Below are 17315 nucleotides of genomic sequence, written 5' to 3' on the forward strand. Positions count from 1 at the left end.
TCCGAGTTGTCATCCTGATCACCTGGTGTCGGATCAACAGGTGTCGGATCAACAGGATCATCCTCAACGGGATCTTCGTTCACCGGCGTCTCATCGACAGGCGTCTCGTCAACGGGTGTCTCATCGACAGGGGGCGGGGTTCCGTCGCCAGGGCTTGCCACATGATCCCCGGTCAGCAGGACGCGGTTACCACCAGTATCGGGGCCAGCCCACTCGAGCATCAGGGTCGCATCGCCATAGGCCTCGAAGTAGAGCGCCTCAAGGCTATGGGTGCCCGCCGACAGCTCGATCGTGGCGGTCTGTAGCTCAGTCGCATGCAGCCCGTCGTTGTCGATCAGGTCCTGACCATTGAGCCGCAGGCTGGAACCGTCATCCGATAGCAAATAGAACGTGTAACTTCCCGCCTGCTCAATATGCAAATCGGTCGTGGCACGCACGGCAAAGACGTCCTCACGGCCGCCCTCCCAGATCTGAGTGCTCCCATCGTAGTTCAGTGCATTGGTGAGCGTCGTTTCATCCGCTGCAGCAGAAAAATCAATCTGCGACAAACTCTTGGGCATGAAATCAAGCGCGAAGAAGGCCATGCGGAAGCCTTCCAAGGCTGCCAGACGCGAAGACGAAGGATTTTGAGATGCAGGCATATAGGTGATCCAATGACTAGGTCAGAGTGAGTGGCACGATTCCTAGTTGCGTAAAGGCGTCACAATTAAAGAAGTGAGAACTGTGGGTTCTGAACTCATTACAATCCTATTGGCAACATGGTTTTTGTTTACAACCAGTTGGTCATTTTCGGGCCTTGTTTGTGTTTTTTTTGCGAAAGGCCCCGGAGGCGGCGCCCAACTTTGTGAGTGGTATTGAGATTCTCCCTAGCACGTCGGATTCAGACATTCTTTACTGACCAAGCGTTCTGGGCTTCGGTCGGCAGCATTCTGCTGATCAGCGGATATCTGCAGGCATTTAACAGCCGCCTAGGACGGGAGTCGGGGCTCGTTCGCCAAGTGGGTTTAGGCTCGGGTCCACCAAGGCGTGATGCCGGGCACGGAGCAGTGACTGGAAAGGCCATTGCGCCGGAAACTTGACGCCCGGTGAATTTACGGTCCAATTGAATCAAACCTGAAAGATCCCATGAAGTCTTACCCCGAAACGGAGTGAACTTGATCCCGGTCACGTATCAGAAATCTAAATGGATCACTCCTGCGGAACTGATCAAAAGGTAGCGGCCAGACCCAAAAGCCCTTCTGTGGACTTTGCTCCTCAGCCTACTTTAGGTCACAGGACAAGATTAACAAGCTGCACTCTCTACGTTACAAATACAAACGAAAATCAAAGGCTTAAAAAGTGACTTTAAAATTTAGGTGCTCTTTCGACCGTTTTCTTCTTGTCATAAATTGCTCACTCATTCTTTTGATCTCTCTGATCGCTGTATTCTCATTTTTCGTCGGGATATTTTATGACACAGACCACTTTGCTGACACGTTTTTCATACTTGGAGCGGCCTGGCGTATTTTAGAAGGGCTTCGGCCCGTTATTGACTTTGGCCACTTTTACGGCGGCTTCATATCCGAAACACTTAGCTGGACAATGTATGTGTTCGGGACTCATGCTTCAGTGTTTTACCTACATAGTATTTTCTTAGGTTGCGCACTCATCGCATGTGCATTTCTGTTTTCGAGAACTCATATGTCGCCACTTGGTTTCTCTGGCGTGGCATTAGTCATTCTCACTCTATTGCTGACACGATATCCACTGGAGTTTAATGACCAGGTTATCCGGGTAATCTCAACGCATTCCTTTTTTTATAATCGTTTTGCGCAAGCTGCGATGTTTGTTGTGACGTTGTTTGTATTCTTCAAAAACGATCGTAAACGCCGTGAGGTGTTTGGGGGCGGTGTTTCTGGCATGTTGGTGGGCGCTGTCTGCTTGACGAAATCCACGTTTGTGCTCGTTCTGCCCGGTCTTTTCATTGCGCTGTTGATCATGCGGCGTTGGTTTGCAGCAGGCGGTGCGCTAATTGGATTGGGGCTGTTTGTACTTGTGTTTGACCCCAACCTTCAGCGCTTCTTTGGCTCATTGGATTATGCCCTCGCTCATGTGGGCGAGAGCAACGGCATTATGGGGCTCATAAGGAAAAGTGTACAAATCCCACTTTACCAACCGGTTGCCCTTTGCGCGACTTTGTTTGCCGTTGCCCTTTGTGTCAAAGACGCAACAATACGAGTGCCAGTCGCATCAGCTATTATTCTTGCAGGGACAGTCGTCGGCATGACCGCAACCATGGGCGGCAATGGATCTCTCGGCCAGTTGGCCCTGCCTACTTTCATCGCTTTGTGCATTGGATGCGCGGAACTCGCCCGGAAACACTCTGCCGAACACGAACCCGTTATTCGATATATCTCGGTCATCCTCATCCTGGCTTTTGCCACGCCACATGTTGCGAATATGCTTGGCGCTGCGGCGGAGGGATATTCGCGAAAATCGGAACGCCTGATCGAACATGGACCCTATGCGCGGTATTTGAGTGTACCGGAGCAGCAAGGGGAATCGAGCGGTCCTACCCAATATGAAATGCTTGCGGACGGCATCACCGCTTTGCGCGCATTAGGTGAGCCATCTCAATGGGGTGTCGTTGCAGATTCTGGCATTACTTTTGAACACGCACTTCTGGCCAAGCCCGTTGCCGGTTACCCGCTGTGGCAACGGGCTAGCGCGCCGGAGCTCGGCCCAGATCGCGCGTTGAGCGACGATATCGACATTATTCTTCTTGCACGTGGCGAAGCATTCGGAGCCACCTCAATCCTCAGATCAAAAATGACAGATAAATTCACTGTGTGCACCATTTCTAATTATTGGGAGGTATATGCACACCAAAGGCTTGCGCTTACCAATTGCGCAAAAGGCTCTAATTAACTGGTACAAATTTTGCACGATCATAGAGCAGGAAGCGCATGAAGCCGTACTCATCCTGTGTATAGCGAGGACGGTAAGTTCTCTCCATCAAGTTAAACTGCGTCACGTTTGCGGTAACCGGATCAAAACTTGAAACATCCAGGAAAGCCTCGACACTGAGGCCCGTCTCTTTAGCGTATTGCGCTTTAAGAGAAGCGAAATTCTTTTGCCTCTGCTCCAAATCAGGATCATCAAATTGCAGTCCTAAATGGGCAGTTATATCTTTGGCAGGGGAACCGGAATAGATATGGTTTTCTTCCAGATCTTTGACAGCAACACTACCGGTCATCAGCATTGAGCGTTTAGCAGCTTTAATGGGCCCCGTAATTGAATGTCCGACGAGCCAAACATCATCTTCCAATATAAGCGAACCAGATGAATTCCATCGACAACCTGCTAGCATATCGCCAAATTTCATATGGCTCCAAAGTTGCGAGTGCGCCCCAGCCCCCACGTTGTTCCCAATTCGCGTGAGACCACCCAAAGAGTCGATGATACAATAATGACCGAACCAGCAATTGTGGCCTATACTGGTTTCGATACCATGGATGATACCTCCATGGTGGATAGTTGTGTAATCCCCAATAGTTAGGTGCTCGACATCGATGTATAAATCACGGCCCAGGAAACAGCCAAATCCAATTGAGATGGTTTTGCAGCTCGGGCCGAAAGTGACATTCTCCCCAATTCGTGTCTGCTTACCAATATCGATCTGTGTCTCTGCGTTTTTCTGTGTATAGAGCATGATCTTTTTTGTTTCCCGCACCTGTAAGTTAACTGGCGTGGCAGCCTTGGAAATAGTTTTAGAACTTTGCTTTGCCAAACCCAAAGAGCCTTAAACAACTATAAATCACTGCAGCCGTTAGGCCAATGTTGAGAAACTGAGCAACCTCGGGCCTTAGAAACTGTGTCAATACAAAGATAAATCCAAGCGTAGCGACAAACCCAACACCATAGGCCAGAAGAAAACGGACCAAATCAGATCGGTGGCCTGCGGTACTTTCAAAGGACCAGCGTCGATTGGCCAAATAGCTTATGCCCAAACCAAATACGTAGCATATTGCAGCGGCCCAAACGGGCGGAACTGCGCCCCAGATCAAGACAACGAAAACACAATATACCACCAGATTTGAGCCTATTCCCACAAGACCGTATCGGTAAAGGCTCCTTGGGATCACAGTGTCACACATCCCGCGCACGAGACAGTGCAGTCTCTTCAAGATCCGTGGTCTCCTGGATCAAGATGCGAGGGCGCCCTTGCACCTCTCGGAAAACACGACCCAGATAAAACCCATGTATTCCCAGAGTGGCCAAGATCAGCCCTGATAAGAACCAGATTGACAAGATGGTACTGGTCCAACCCTGGACTGTGAAGCTTCCCGCCAGCCACATCATAAGCAAGACAAAGGAAATCAACGCAGACATTCCGCTTAGGGCACCGCCCAACAGCACACTCAGTTTCAGAGGGCGGTCAGAGAACCGGATCACAATCGCAACAGCTAGGCGCAAAAGCCGGAGAAAATTATAAGAACTGGAACCCTCATGGCGGGTACCCCGGTCGACTTGATGTTTTGTCGTTGGGTACCCTGTGAGGCTCACCATAATGGGCAAGAAAATCTCTTGCTCGGTAAACAGCAATAATGTGTTGACCATACGGCGGCTGTAGATACCGAAGTTGCCGATATTGTCGATCTTGACCCCGGCGAGCCACTTTACGAGCGCATAGAAAGAGTTTGATGCCATCCGCCGGAGCTTTGAGTCCGACCATGTGCCCCGATCCACAATAACGGCTTCCACATCATCTTGCTGCACAAGACGATAAAGCTCTGGGATAACACTGGGATCATCCTGCAAATCGCAGTCAATCACAACGATGAAATCACCGCGCGCAGCTTCCAGCCCCGCCCAGATCGCGAGGTGTTGTCCATGATTGCGCGCCAACCTGATACCTCGGATACGTGGATCTTTTGCAGACAGCTCTTCTATCACCGGCCAAGGTTGATCTGGGCCGCGATCATCAACGAGCACAAGTTCCCAATCAAGACATTCATCTTGGAAAGCCATCTCTACGCGCTTGGCAAGCTCTGTCAGCGTGCTACGGCATCCATATATTGGAGAGATGACACTGATCAACGTCGCCGACGCATCATGGGCTGTTTGAATGCTATTCGTCATGTATTTTCGAGCGCCCTATTCGCGACCTCAATCACCGTCTCTACGTCGCTTCCAAGGTCAAAGAACATCGGCAAACGAACCAAAGTGTCCGAAATCATATTGGTAACACGTAAGTCACCTGATGTACGGCCAAATTTCTGTCCCCCTGGCGAGCTGTGCAGTGGCACGTAGTGAAAAGGCGTGATCACGCCATTCTGCCTCATAAAATTGATGAACTCAGTCCGCGTGTTCAGCGAGTCCATCAAAAGATAAAACATATGCCCGTTGCCTTCGCAATTTAGAGGCGTATCGGGCAATCTGATCTGTCTTTGCGCCACCTGCGCCTCAAATGCCTCGAAATAAGTGTCAAAGACCGATAATCGCCGCGTTCGGATGGCGTCCTGCGTTTCTATTTGCGCGAGCAAAAAGGCCGCTATTAATTCTCCCGGCAGATAGGAAGACCCAACATCCACCCAAGTATATTTGTCGACAGCACCGCGAAAGAACTGCGACCGGTTGGTCCCCTTTTCTCGGATAATCTCGGCACGCTCCACCCAGTCTGGACGATTGATAACCAACGCACCTCCTTCGCCACTGATGACGTTCTTGGTCTCATGAAAACTGAAGGTGGCAGCGTCACCGAAAGTCCCTGCTTGCTGACCATTATAGGTTGACCCAAACGCTTGGGCAGCATCTTCAACCAAAAACAGATCATGAGCCTTTGCTAACGTAACGAGACGCTCTATGTCCGCCGGAAACCCAGCATAATGCACTGCAAAGATAGCCCGCGTCTTCTCTGTGATTGCCGCTTCAACTGCATCGGGGGCCATGCAGAGGGTCGACACATCAATATCTACAAAAACAGGCGTGGCACCGCGCAGGACAACCGCATTGGCTGTTGAGACAAAGGTGAAAGAGGGCATTATGACCTCATCTCCTGGCGCCAAATCACAAAGCATCGCCGCCATTTCAAGTGCAGCCGTGCAAGAATGTGTCAGTAGTACACTTGGCGCACCCAACTGCGCCTTGAGCAAATTGCAACAGCGCTCAGTGTATGTTCCGTCACCAGCCAATTGCCCCCGTCGCACGGCATCCCGGACATATTTTATTTCATTTCCAACAAGACTCGGTTTGTTGAATGGGACATCTATTTCGTTCATCTTTATCTTCTAAAAATTGTTTTCAGATAGTAACTTTATTATAATACTACGCAAAGTGAATGTCTTTTGCATTGGCCTCTGTTTACCGTTGATAGCTCGTCCATCCAAACCTTGTTTTTCGTAGCTCATGGCTAGGCACTAAATTCCGGCAACATTGTATTGATGTGGAAATTTCGACGAAGCCATTCTCGGCATTGCTTAGGGCTGCCTTCTTATTGTCGACGAACACACTTCAGATACAAGGATCTCGATTGGAGCTAACTCCTTTTTTCGCATGCGAAAGCGAACGTTCTATCAGACTGTAAATAAGGGAAATTGTATGCTGAGCTGTGGAAACATAAGCACTTCGAGACCCTTTGGGCTGAAACGTCTCAAATGCTCCTCTAGTGTTGGTGCGCGCCACGCATTTTCTGAAAATGTGTTAGGCACGCCGTTTAGCGAGCCACTTACGCAGATCTTCCACCAGTCCAGCGTCCAGCCCCTGCCCTTGCAACACGATCCGCCCTCGTTTGGCTTCCAGGTAAACCCCTTTGGCAACTTCTTCACCGCGCGTTTTAGTTTGCGCAGAGCGCACGCCCTGCCCGTTTGACACTTTCGCCAGCGCGCGTTCCAGCGCGCGGCGTTCGGATATCGAGTCCACGGCCGGTGTCTTGCGCAAACTGTCAGTGAGGCGTTTTCCGAACTCTGGCGTTGTTTCGATGGTTTTGACCAGAGCGAGTCCGAGTTTCTCGGGGATGGCCGCCGGGAAGCGCAGATGTGTGCCCAGAGCGTTGTGCAGACGCATGAACGCAAGGATTTTGGACCGCTTAGACGCGCTGGCATGGGCAAAGAGTCCTTGGACGGCAGCTTCCCCTGAAGCATAGACGCCGATGCGTGCGGCCTCCGAGGCCACACGGGCGCGTTCGTAGAACGACAGGTTGGCGCGGATCTCGTTTTCTTCGACCATCGCGACATAAGCGGCATCGGCGCTCTCTGGAGCCCGGATCAGCGCCAGCACAGAGCCCTGCTTTAGAGCTTTTAGCGCTTCCAGCCGGCGCAGACCCGAGATCAGGCCATATCCGCCATCCGGCAGCGCCACGACTTCAATGGGTGTTTGCTGCCCACGCGCCGCCAGGCTGGCCTGAAGGGCCGCCATTTCATCAGGGTCCAACACGATCCGATCGCGCAGCAGATGATCCACCTTGATGTCATCCACTGGCAGAGACTGGATCAAGCGCCCCTCTTCGCGGGCAGCGCGCATTGCCTCAGCAACCTCTTCAAAAGCACCCTGCCCTGCGGCCTCGCGCGTCACATGGGCGATCGGCGCACGTCCGGGTGCGCCAAGGGCCGCTCCATGGGTCCTGATCTCCTGTGCCGGAGACACATTCTCAGGGTTGGCCGGTTCCAATCGTCTGCGTTTGGCCATGCTCTGTCTCCCTGTCTGGTTACTCAGCCGCCGATGTCGCCTGCGCCAGTTCATCACGGCGCCATGCTCCGATGAGAAGTTGCTTGAATGCGGCATAGGTCTCATCGAAGGTTGCCCGTCCGCGGGCATAGGTGTCGCGGTTAAAGTCGCGGTAATCAGCCTCATAGATACCATGCACCTGCTCGCCCGTCTGACCAATCAGAGCAGTGTAATCTTGCCGGAAGGGAGACAGGCGCCGCCCGAGATAGGCCTGCATGAGCCCTGCCATCTCGGCCTGTTGCGAGGCATCGTAACGGGTGATCACAGTCTGCACCGCATCCCACTCAAATCTTAGCTCGGCACGCCCAAGCGCCCGTGCGGCCATGTTTTCACCTTCTTCAATGGACTCAAAAGCAGAGTGCATCATGTCAAAAAACCGCCCCGTGCTGTCAAACTCCACGAAGGAGGCGCCGGTGGGCACGATCAGGATATCCGCTGCCGCCAGGCCGTTAATTGTCAGATAGCCAAGGGCGGGGGGCGTATCGAGCACGATGAGATCATACTGATCCAGCACGCCATCGGCTTCCAGCGCCTCGGTGAGAGCATCCCAAAGCTTCCAGCTGCGAGCGGCAAGACGCCAGACGGGTATTTGGAATTCGGACCAGTAGAGGTTCAACTGCGCACCGATCAGATCAATGTTGGGCCAATGGGTGGGGCGGATGAGATCCACCGAGCTGATGTCCAGTGCTTCTGTCAGTGTTTCATCAAGTGGCAAGGGAGCTTCGCCTCGGTCCAGCCGCCGCTGGTTTTCGCTGCGCAAATGCATCGCATAATGCCGCGCGATCAGTGGGAAGACCGTCTGCCATTCGTCTTCAACTTGTCCGTTAAGAATTGACGTCATCGACCCCTGGCTGTCGAGATCAATCACCAGCACCTTGTAGCCGTCGAGCGCGGCAGACATTGCGAGATGCGCTGCCGTTGAAGTCTTGCCAACCCCGCCTTTGAAATTGGCCACGGCCGCAATCTTGGCGGGCAGGCTCTCCGGACGATAAGGCAGATATTCTTTGGCCTTAGATCCTTCCGCACCAAAATGCGCCCGCAACCGCAAGACCTCATCAAAGGTAAACCACTTCGCGCCACCCTCTGTCTCAGAGCGCCCCTGTGGCAAGTCAGGATGAGTGCGCAACACACGACGGAAATGAGCGGGAGCTACGGGGATCAGATATTTGGTGATTTCCCACGTGGAGAACAGGCGCAAGTTCTTGGCCCCTGTTGCATCCAGCCCTCGGCTTGCAAGATCTGTGCGCCCCTTTAGACAGGCTTCCGCAATCTCTCTGAAGTCTTGAGTAGACACAGAATTTTGCAATGATGACAAAGCTGCATCGGGAGAGATGTTGAAATAGGGCGGGAGGTCTGCTCTGCTCATAAGCCTCTCCATGTATCACGTTTTTTCCAGAATATCAAAAATCATGGTACATGCAAGAAAACATATGCCCCTTCCGACTCTTTCTAAGTAATTTCAGAGATTTGCCTTAATGTGAAAAGGTTTGGTGATTTGCTGGTTTGGTCCCTTAAGCTTGTTAATTTTTAGTTATTATATAGTTACAGAATATCTATGTCTTCGGTAACATATTGATATTGAATATATTTTAGGCACCTCTTTGTCTTCAAGTGACTCTGAAGCCACGATAGAGTGATTCTGATCCCACGTTTGAGCGACTCTGAAGCCACGATCTGAACAGTGGCCCTGTGGACAGAATCGAACCCCTCCCCTAGGGTCGGGTGTTAATGAAACACCGAAAGCCGGGCAGCCTGATCGGGACAAGCGCGGTGGGATCGAGCAGAGCCATGACATATTTTCTACCGACCGCATTGCGGATCGGAGCCTTCTGATGAATGCAGGTATTGCGACCGGCGGCGGGGCGGGACCTGAGGACTTTTTCGTTTGCGATTTCTTTGCAGCGGTGCCCAAACATGATCTCGCTTCGATGGAGCATCCGCTCTTTTCCCTCTCGACGCGTCCAGATCGGCGCATACTCGAATACCGGCACAATGATGTGGAGGTTGTGGTCACGCCATCCGTCAAAGGGCGCGCTACGATCTTTGATGCAGATATCCTGATCTTTTGTATCTCGCAGTTGGTGGCCGCGCTCAATGCAGGCAAACCGACGGCGCGTACACTCACGCTGACCGCTCATGACCTGCTGCTGGCGACGGGGCGGGAAACCTCCGGGGATGGCTACCGACGGCTGCGCGATGCCTTTGAGCGCTTGGCAGGCACACGCATCACCACCAATATCGCCACGGGTCCCAAGGATGATCCGCTCGAAGTCACCACTGGGTTCGGTCTGATCGAACGCTGGGAAATTGTGCGGCGTACCCGCGGCGGCCGTATGGTCAGCGTGGCGGTCACACTGTCTGACTGGCTCTATCGTGCCGTACTGGCGAAGTCGGTTTTGACCTTGAATAGAGAGTATTTCCGACTGCGCCGCCCGTTGGAGCGCCGTCTTTACGAGCTGGCACGCAAGCATTGCGGACGTCAGCCGGAATGGCGGGTTTCGATAGAGGTGCTCTGCAAGAAGTCGGGCTCGGCCTCTCCGCGCAGAGTGTTCCGTGCCATGGTGCGCGAGATCATTCGTGATGGCCGGTTGCCGGATTACACGCTCACCGAGGAGCCGGGGGATATGATCTGCGTGCGCCCGATGGCCGTGATTGAGGAGGCCGCAGGAGCAGGGGCTGCGCTTGCCCCGGAGACTTTCGAGACCGCCCGTCGCTTGATGCCTGGCTGGGATGTCTATGCGCTGGAGGCCGACTGGCGCGCCATGTGGCACGCCTCCGGCCAACCTCGCCTCAAAAGCGCGGACGCTGCCTTTCTTGGGTGGGTAAAGAAACGCGCTGCCGAGATGTGATTTTCCGGTCAGGTGTCTCGGAATTCCCCTATTTTTCGGAACCGCTTGCGCTAGTGTTTCGCATGCGAAAAGGGTTGTGTTTTAGAGATGTGGAATAAAGGGCAACAGGACTGAGCTTGGAAGGGCGTTATGCTGGAATGTGCGTTTGAAAGCTGGTCGCCGACGATTGGAGACCCGAGTCTCATGGGCTGGCTCACAGTGGTTGCCTATGTTGTCGCGGCGGTTGTAAGCTTGCGTACTGCGTTAGTTGGGGATTTTCCTGCGGCTCTGGCGGGCCGGGAAAGAGCGTTCTGGGTGTTATTGGCCGTGCTTTTGTCTCTGCTCGCGCTCAATAAGCAATTAGACCTGCAATCTTTTCTAACCGCTTCCGCACGCTGTCTTTCGATCGAGCAGGGTTGGTATGAGAACCGTCGTCCGGTGCAGTTGGCCTTCATTGGAGCTGTTGGGATCTGCTGCCTGATCATTGGTTGGGCGGCGGCGCTGTTGTTGGGAAGAAGTCTGAGACGAACATGGCTCGCGCTTTTGGGGCTATGTGTTGTATTGGCCTTTATCTTAATCCGCGCGGCTGGTTTTCACCATGTCGATACGCTGATCGGTATGGAGATTTATTCCATCCGGGCAAACTGGGTTCTGGAACTGTCCGGTCTTGTATTGATCCTGATCGCAGGTCTTCTGCATCCTCGGTGGAATTCTGATCGAGTCCGATAAGGCAAGATTACTGGACATTATCAAGAGAAATGAGGCAGGGCGAAAAAGCAGCCATAATGAGTAACAAAGCGCCGCAATCAAAAATACGGTAGAACTTTATTACTTCAAATTTAAGGCTTCGATGCTTAACCAATCCTGTGAGCTTATCTTTCACTAGCCGCAGAAACCTTGATGACATCGCCGGATTCTCCGCTGAAACTTTAATATCCCAACAAATCCGCCGCTGGGTTTTCAACGATGTCAACGTCATCGTAGTATTTCTGTGCCTGCGCGAGAGAGCGGTGCAGCGACAGGCGCATGGCAGCCTGGATCGGGGCGCCGTCGAGCGCGGCCTGGGTCAGAAAGCCCGAGCGTAGCCCGTGGGGTGAGGCGAAGTCGTCCGGTAGCCCGGCCAGTTTCAGCCGGTGCTTGACGATCTGCGCAATCGCATCCGGGGTCAGGCGGCGCTTCAGCACCCGGTCCGCTTTCGAGATCGGGCGGAACAGGGGGCCATCCTCGATCTGTCCAACCTCGACCCAATACACCAGCGCCTGTGCGGCGCGGCCCTTCAGCACCAACCGGGGCGTCTCGCCCTTGCTCGTGGTCTTGGTTTCCAGCAGGGAGACCCAGACCACGCCTGATTTCTCAAACTCTTTCAGCGACACATCTTCGCGCCGCAGCCCGGTGATCTCAGACCGGCGCCGGCCGCCCGAGGCCCAGCCCAGCATCAGGATCGCCCGGTCGCGACAGTCGCGGCGGGAGCCGCGGCAGGTGGTCAGCATCTGCTCTAGCACATCGCGGGTGATCGGATGGGCGGATTTCGGGGCTGGGGCGCGCGCAGCGGCACGACGCGCTTTGGCGCGGGCCTGCTTGACCTGCGGCGCATCGAACGGTGAGGCAAGGTTCTTCATCCGGTGAAAGGCCAGCCAGGAGGCGATGCGCCGGTCCAGTGTCGACGGGGCAGGGCAGGCCAGCGATCTGCGCAGTCCTTGCGCAATCAGTCCTTCCGCCGCCTGCCGGGCGATGTCGCCTTTGGGCGCATCGCCAAGATCGCGGGCATGATCGAGAATGAAAGCCAGGGCTGTGGCCTCACTCTCAGGCCAATCCAGCGCCGTGCTGAAGCGCGCTGACTTCCAGGCGGTGACATAGAGCAGGTCGCGCTCATAAGCCCGCAGCGTATTGGCAGGCGTGCCGCGGACATAGAGGTCCGTCAGCGCCTCTTGATCGGCTTGAGACAGGGCAGGGGAGGCGGCCGGGAGATATGGGGCAGGGGGCTTCATGTGGTCCATTCTGCGCGGTTTTCGCGGCAAGATCAATTACTCCTGATAAGGGATACTTATCGGATATGATTGATGAATTATAGTACATACCTAATAATAAGCATAAGGTTAGAATAATGCGCGCTAAGCTGACATTTATCCTATTTTTATCAGATTAGCACGGGGGTAGTATTGGTTGATGAGCAGCAAAAATTTCAAAAGTCTTTTATCGTTACCAAACCACGTCAAAGAAAGACAAATTTCATGCGATTTGGAAGAAACCGTGGAATTCCCAGCAAAAGAAGGCCAAAATGAAACGGTAAAAGGTCACTGAGTATTCGGCAGATCGCCGAGAAGAGCTCAAGGCAAAATGGAAGAGTCTGAATATGAAATCTATTGTCGTGCTGCTCGCTTCAATCGTGATCGGGGCTATGGCATTACCAGCCATGGCGCAGGGTTATCGCATTCAATCAGGTGATACGCTGCTTATTGAAGTGCTGGAAGATGAAAGTCTGAACCGTGAAGTCCTAGTACCTCCGGATGGTCGGATCAACATACCGCTAGCGGGTACGCTGCGTGCTTCAGGTCGAAGCGTTGAACAGGTTAGCAATGAACTGGCGCAGCTACTGGCTCCTAACTTCGCCTCTCAGCCGAATGTTTTTGTGTCGCTCGGTTCACTCAATGAGCCGCGAGAGCCATTTCGCAGAACAATTGATGTTTTTGTGATAGGCGAAGCCGGATCACCAGGGCGACATACACCGGAAAGTGGTACAACACTTCTGCAATTCTTCGGCGAGATGGGTGGATTTTCTAGATTTGCCGCCACAAAACGGATAATGCTGCGCCGTACAGACAAATCAGGTAAAGAAACCGTGTACCAGTTTAACTATGATGCGATGCTGGATGGCACAGGAACAGGGGCGTCGACAAAGCTAGCCGATGGAGATGTGATCGTAATTCCAGAACGGCGCTTGTTCGAATAACCCCGAAAAGGGGCGGGGCAGTGAAACAAAGGCTATTTGTACAGACGGCGTTGTGTGGCGCTGTGTGTTTTGTCGTAAACTCAGATAATCGTGCCAGAGCTCAAGGTGTAGACCTAGATCCCGGTGGCCCCCAAATGACGCTAGGCCTCGCTCAACGTATAGAATCCGGAGAAAACTTGACACTTGATGTCCCCGAAGAGGGCCATGGAACGATTTCTTCGACAATCTTGTCATTCGGGCTGTCCAGCGAAACCCCAATCCAAAGCCTGAGTTTGGATGCCGTCACCGCCCTGCGTTGGTCTGATTTGCCAAATAGAGGTAATGAATTCGATATTGGCGATTCAATTTTCAATTTTGATTACATTCGTGATGGGGCCAACGCTGGCTTAGATTTTGGTGCCGATTTCTCAAGCTACGATATCGGATTTTCGCGATCGCTGCGAACTTTCCTCGATGACGATGGTGTACTACGCATACCGTCCGATTTCCCTGACCTGACCGGCGACGGAACGCGCAATGAATACAACCTGGCCTTCCAAATGGACTTTGGTCGCCGGGACTTGATTGGATACTATTTCCGCGTAGATGCCCAGGAACTCAGATATACTGATCAAACAAGCCCAACGCTTTCTGATAACAGTACCATCAGTGCAGGAGCGGGAGTCAGCTTTGCCTTATCTCCAATAACCACGGCTACCGTAGATGTCAGCGCGGAGCGATTTGAAGAAGATGATCCGGATCAACGGCATCGGACTACCAAAGACATAACGCTTGGACTACTCCACGAACTCACGTCAAGAACTCGCGTCAATTTTGCCTTTGGGTATACCGACATTGATGATCGGCGCGACATAGAGGGTGATGCGCTTACCACTGGCCCGATTGGCAGTTTCGGTATCGAACATGATATGCCAAACGGTACGGCAACATTCGATTTGGAAACTGAGCTCGCTACAGCCGGGCGCCTCAATAGGTTGAGGGTTGGTCGTAGCAGAGAAGTCCTCGGCGGGGACTTTTTGGCAAGCCTTGGCGTTGCGCATACAAATGATGGGAAGACTGAGCCCATCGGGTCGTTAAGCTACGCTCAAGTTTTCGGAGAAAACGAAATCCGTGTCTTTTTTGACCGGGATGTTGTTATTACAGATGATGACGTGTTTCGCGATGAGTACATCTTAGACATCGTCTATATTCTGGGTCTTGGCCCCTCTTCCCGTCTCGGGTTTTCCGCAACCCAAGTCCTTACCGATGATACTATCGTTGACCCACGCGTTGAGCGGACAGATTTGAATGCTGTTTATAGTTATGAGCTTGAGTCCGAGTGGGTCTTAAATGCCGGCCTTAACTACCGTATACGAGACGAAGACGGCCTCGGCCGCGCGACAAGCCCTTTAGCATTTTTTTCAATTGGTAGAGAGTTCGCCTGGCGGCCCTAACACGTTGCTGATGCTCCTTGGGTCGGTTTGAAGAGTTTGATGTCGAGTTCTTCGGTCTTTCCTCCAAAGAAGTCACCATCATGGCTTCACAGCACCGCCAGTTTCTGGAGGTTGCATGGGAAGTGCCTGAAAACGCGGGACACCCACCTGAAAATTCCCCGGACCCATCGGGGTGTTCGCTAGGTGTGGGAAAGGTAGGGCAATTTGCTCATTGCTTCTCAGGTAACATCAAAACCCAAGGTAGTGATTAATGCTCAAAGCCCGACGGGTTTTTAGATTGCCAGTTCCATGCTGTTCTACATATATCAGTTAAGTCACGCTTAGCGGTCCAATCAAGTAACCTTTGTGCTTTGGACACTTCGGCAAAACTACGTGCTACATCACCTTGGCGCCTTTCCGCGATTTTGAATGGGATTTCTCTGCCTGATGCTTCCTCGAACGCTTTCACCATTTCCAATACAGTGATTCCTGTTCCGGTACCGACATTAATGGCTTCGCATCCATGGTTCTCGTGAGCGTATTTGACGGCGGCAAGATGGGCTGCCGCTAGATCATCAATATGGATATAATCACGCTCGCCCGTGCCATCCCGAGTTTCATAATTGTTGCCAAAAATGCTGAGCTCTTTGAGTCTGCCGACTGCCACCTGAGAGATGTAGGGCAGCAGATTATTTGGGATCGCGCGCGGATCCTCTCCGATATTGCCAGACTCATCCGCCCCAACCGGGTTAAAATACCGCAAGAGGACGGCACTCGCGTGCGGTCGTGAAGCAATCCAATCGCGGATAATCTCTTCGATAAAGTATTTTGTGCGACCGTACGGATTGGTGGGGTTTAGTGGGTGATCTTCGTCATACGGAAGATACTGCGCCTCGCCATAAACCGTGGCAGAAGATGAGAAGACGATATTCTGGCAGCCGTGCCGCTGCATGCAGTCCAGCAGGTTTATGCTGCCCGAAACATTCTGCGCGTAATAGGTCAGTGGTTTTTCGTTGGACTCACCAACCGCTTTTAATCCCGCAAAGTGAATGACCGCGTCGGGGCGAAATTTCTCAAAGACCTCATCAAGCACATCTGGGGCGCGATAATCGCCAACGTGAGTTGCAAAGCTCGAGTTGGTTAGTTTCTGGACCCGGCGCAACACTTCAGGCGAGCTGTTGGAGAAGTTATCCAGCGCCAGCACGTCAATGCCATCTTGCAGCAGTTTTAATAGCGTATGGCTTCCAATATATCCGGCACCGCCGGTCAACAGTACACGCATACCGCCTAATTCCTTGTCGCCTTGTTATCGTTGCACGGTCTTTCAGCCAAAGGAGACCCTATACCAACGCAATCGTGTTAGCCATCAAATGATTTGGAGCACGAGCGGATGGCCGGCATCGTGGGATCAGGGGCGACGCTGTTTCAATCTGCGCCGCATTCCCTTGACGCAGCATGCGGGTTTCTCGATTGACTGGTTTTTAATCTCTTTTGTACCTCAGAGGATTGCTTCAGCCTGATCAATCGTGGTTGTCGGTCGGTCTGCTATGGGTAGGAGCAGTTGATGCCCCCCGCTGGTCGGGATGGGTTTCGTCGTTTCTCAGCTAATAGAGCGCGGCTGGGGGTTTGGCTCACCTAGCGTCGCCCAAGTGAGCACAAAATTACAATGGAAACTAAAGCGTATTTCGAAGGTTGAGCCTGAACGAAAACCGCCTCGAAGATTCTCCGTTAGGTAAAGACTTATGGTGTCGCTTGTAGGAATTTCTCTTACCATCGCAGTCTCATAACCAAAGTGGCAACGAACTGACGGGTAGAGCATCTTGAAAAGTGTTTCTTTTGCCGAAAACATCAATGTAGCCAGCTCGAGGCGCGAATAACCAGTTTGTGTGTTCAGTAGCTTTCGTTCCTTGCATGAAAGGCATACTTCTTGGACTGCAGCGAGCGTTTCACCGTCAACTATACGTTCAATATCTACCCCTACGCGATCCCTCGAGTTGTTTGAGAGTATGGTTGCGCAACGACCATAAGAATGAGTAATTGAACCAATTGCACTTTTAGGCCAGATCGGCTCCCGGTTGCGGCCTGACGGAATGTGGACGTTCTTGATACCAAGACTCGACAATCCGACATGTGCAAGAACTCGCCCTGCAAGATACTCTGCGCGGCGACTTTTAACCGCGTATTTGAACTGTTCGGGAAAGCGCACACCCAAGGTTTTATAGTGAGCATCTTCAAAACGGTCGACATCATAGCAGCATTGAAGCAATGTCATACGCGCGCGCATGATTGGGTAACTACTAATGCCTGCGAGGAATGAACCAGACAATTCCGCCAGATCACCGGGAATTCCCTCACTTCCAAGAATGGGTGCCATTAGCTTTCCAATGACCCTATTGAATTGTGCATTTTTGAGCTTCCCGA

General features: G+C 52.6%; 16 protein-coding genes. 6 read left to right on the plus strand and 10 right to left on the minus strand.

Annotated elements, in window-relative coordinates:
- A partial coding sequence (locus ACR0DK_RS19810; RefSeq protein ID WP_480737778.1) for a PA14 domain-containing protein occupies positions 1–641 on the minus strand: 641 nt, incomplete at its 3' end.
- 763 nt (positions 642–1404) lie between these two features.
- Between ACR0DK_RS19810 and ACR0DK_RS19815 the strand changes: the two genes are divergently transcribed.
- On the plus strand, positions 1405–2907 hold the full coding sequence (locus ACR0DK_RS19815; RefSeq protein ID WP_170399743.1) for a hypothetical protein: 1503 nt from the start codon (positions 1405–1407) through the stop codon (positions 2905–2907).
- Here ACR0DK_RS19815 and ACR0DK_RS19820 read toward each other — a convergent pair.
- From ACR0DK_RS19820 to ACR0DK_RS19845, 6 genes are all read right to left on the minus strand, one after another.
- The gene (locus ACR0DK_RS19820; RefSeq protein WP_170399746.1) at positions 2900–3769 is read right to left on the minus strand and encodes an acyltransferase; all 870 of its coding nucleotides are present in this window, start codon (positions 3767–3769) and stop codon (positions 2900–2902) included. The two genes, ACR0DK_RS19815 and ACR0DK_RS19820, sit on opposite strands and share 8 nt — an antisense overlap.
- Positions 3750–4136, minus strand: coding sequence for a GtrA family protein (locus ACR0DK_RS19825; RefSeq protein WP_170598660.1), 387 nt, complete (start codon positions 4134–4136; stop codon positions 3750–3752). The genes ACR0DK_RS19820 and ACR0DK_RS19825 overlap by 20 nt, the downstream gene beginning before the upstream one ends.
- On the minus strand, positions 4129–5121 hold the full coding sequence (locus ACR0DK_RS19830; RefSeq protein WP_170399752.1) for a glycosyltransferase family 2 protein: 993 nt from the start codon (positions 5119–5121) through the stop codon (positions 4129–4131). The genes ACR0DK_RS19825 and ACR0DK_RS19830 overlap by 8 nt, the downstream gene beginning before the upstream one ends.
- A complete protein-coding gene (rffA, locus tag ACR0DK_RS19835) occupies positions 5118–6260 on the minus strand; it encodes a dTDP-4-amino-4,6-dideoxygalactose transaminase (protein ID WP_223118731.1) in 1143 nt (380 codons plus the stop codon). The genes ACR0DK_RS19830 and rffA overlap by 4 nt, the downstream gene beginning before the upstream one ends.
- 421 nt (positions 6261–6681) lie before the next feature.
- On the minus strand, positions 6682–7665 hold the full coding sequence (locus tag ACR0DK_RS19840; RefSeq protein WP_170598663.1) for a ParB/RepB/Spo0J family partition protein: 984 nt from the start codon (positions 7663–7665) through the stop codon (positions 6682–6684).
- A gap of 19 nt (positions 7666–7684) precedes the next feature.
- Positions 7685–9070: an AAA family ATPase gene (locus ACR0DK_RS19845; protein WP_170399758.1), complete on the minus strand. Its 1386-nt coding sequence runs from the start codon at positions 9068–9070 to the stop codon at positions 7685–7687.
- A 466-nt stretch (positions 9071–9536) separates the two neighbouring features.
- Between ACR0DK_RS19845 and ACR0DK_RS19850 the strand changes: the two genes are divergently transcribed.
- Together ACR0DK_RS19850 and ACR0DK_RS19855 are read left to right on the plus strand one after the other, a co-directional pair.
- A complete protein-coding gene (locus ACR0DK_RS19850; protein WP_170567832.1) occupies positions 9537–10553 on the plus strand; it encodes a replication initiator protein A in 1017 nt (338 codons plus the stop codon).
- 183 nt (positions 10554–10736) lie between these two features.
- Positions 10737–11261 carry an isopropylmalate isomerase gene (locus ACR0DK_RS19855; RefSeq protein WP_480737786.1) on the plus strand — a complete coding sequence of 175 codons (525 nt, stop codon included), beginning with the start codon at positions 10737–10739 and terminating at the stop codon, positions 11259–11261.
- A gap of 200 nt (positions 11262–11461) precedes the next feature.
- Here ACR0DK_RS19855 and ACR0DK_RS19860 read toward each other — a convergent pair whose 3' ends face one another.
- Positions 11462–12520 (minus strand): tyrosine-type recombinase/integrase, encoded by a 1059-nt coding sequence (locus tag ACR0DK_RS19860; protein WP_170399766.1) that lies wholly within the window; start codon positions 12518–12520, stop codon positions 11462–11464.
- Positions 12521–12885: 365 nt separating this feature from the next.
- Here ACR0DK_RS19860 and ACR0DK_RS19865 point away from each other — a divergent pair, with 365 nt between their 5' ends.
- The 3 genes from ACR0DK_RS19865 (at position 12886) to ACR0DK_RS19875 (ending at position 15166) form a co-directional block, all read left to right on the plus strand.
- A complete protein-coding gene (locus tag ACR0DK_RS19865; protein ID WP_170399770.1) occupies positions 12886–13482 on the plus strand; it encodes a polysaccharide biosynthesis/export family protein in 597 nt (198 codons plus the stop codon).
- A 176-nt stretch (positions 13483–13658) separates the two neighbouring features.
- Positions 13659–14915 (plus strand): hypothetical protein, encoded by a 1257-nt coding sequence (locus ACR0DK_RS19870; RefSeq protein WP_170399773.1) that lies wholly within the window; start codon positions 13659–13661, stop codon positions 14913–14915.
- Positions 14916–14995: 80 nt separating this feature from the next.
- Positions 14996–15166: a hypothetical protein gene (locus ACR0DK_RS19875; protein WP_480459938.1), complete on the plus strand. Its 171-nt coding sequence runs from the start codon at positions 14996–14998 to the stop codon at positions 15164–15166.
- Here ACR0DK_RS19875 and galE read toward each other — a convergent pair.
- Both galE and ACR0DK_RS19885 read right to left on the minus strand, forming a co-directional pair.
- Positions 15163–16176, minus strand: a complete 1014-nt coding sequence (galE, locus tag ACR0DK_RS19880) for a UDP-glucose 4-epimerase GalE (RefSeq protein WP_170598672.1) — start codon at positions 16174–16176, stop codon at positions 15163–15165. The two genes, ACR0DK_RS19875 and galE, sit on opposite strands and share 4 nt — an antisense overlap.
- 318 nt (positions 16177–16494) lie before the next feature.
- Positions 16495–17268: a 4'-phosphopantetheinyl transferase family protein gene (locus ACR0DK_RS19885; protein ID WP_223118729.1), complete on the minus strand. Its 774-nt coding sequence runs from the start codon at positions 17266–17268 to the stop codon at positions 16495–16497.
- Positions 17269–17315: the final 47 nt, after the last annotated feature.

The sequence above is a fragment of the Ruegeria sp. CE6 genome (assembly GCF_056537485.1).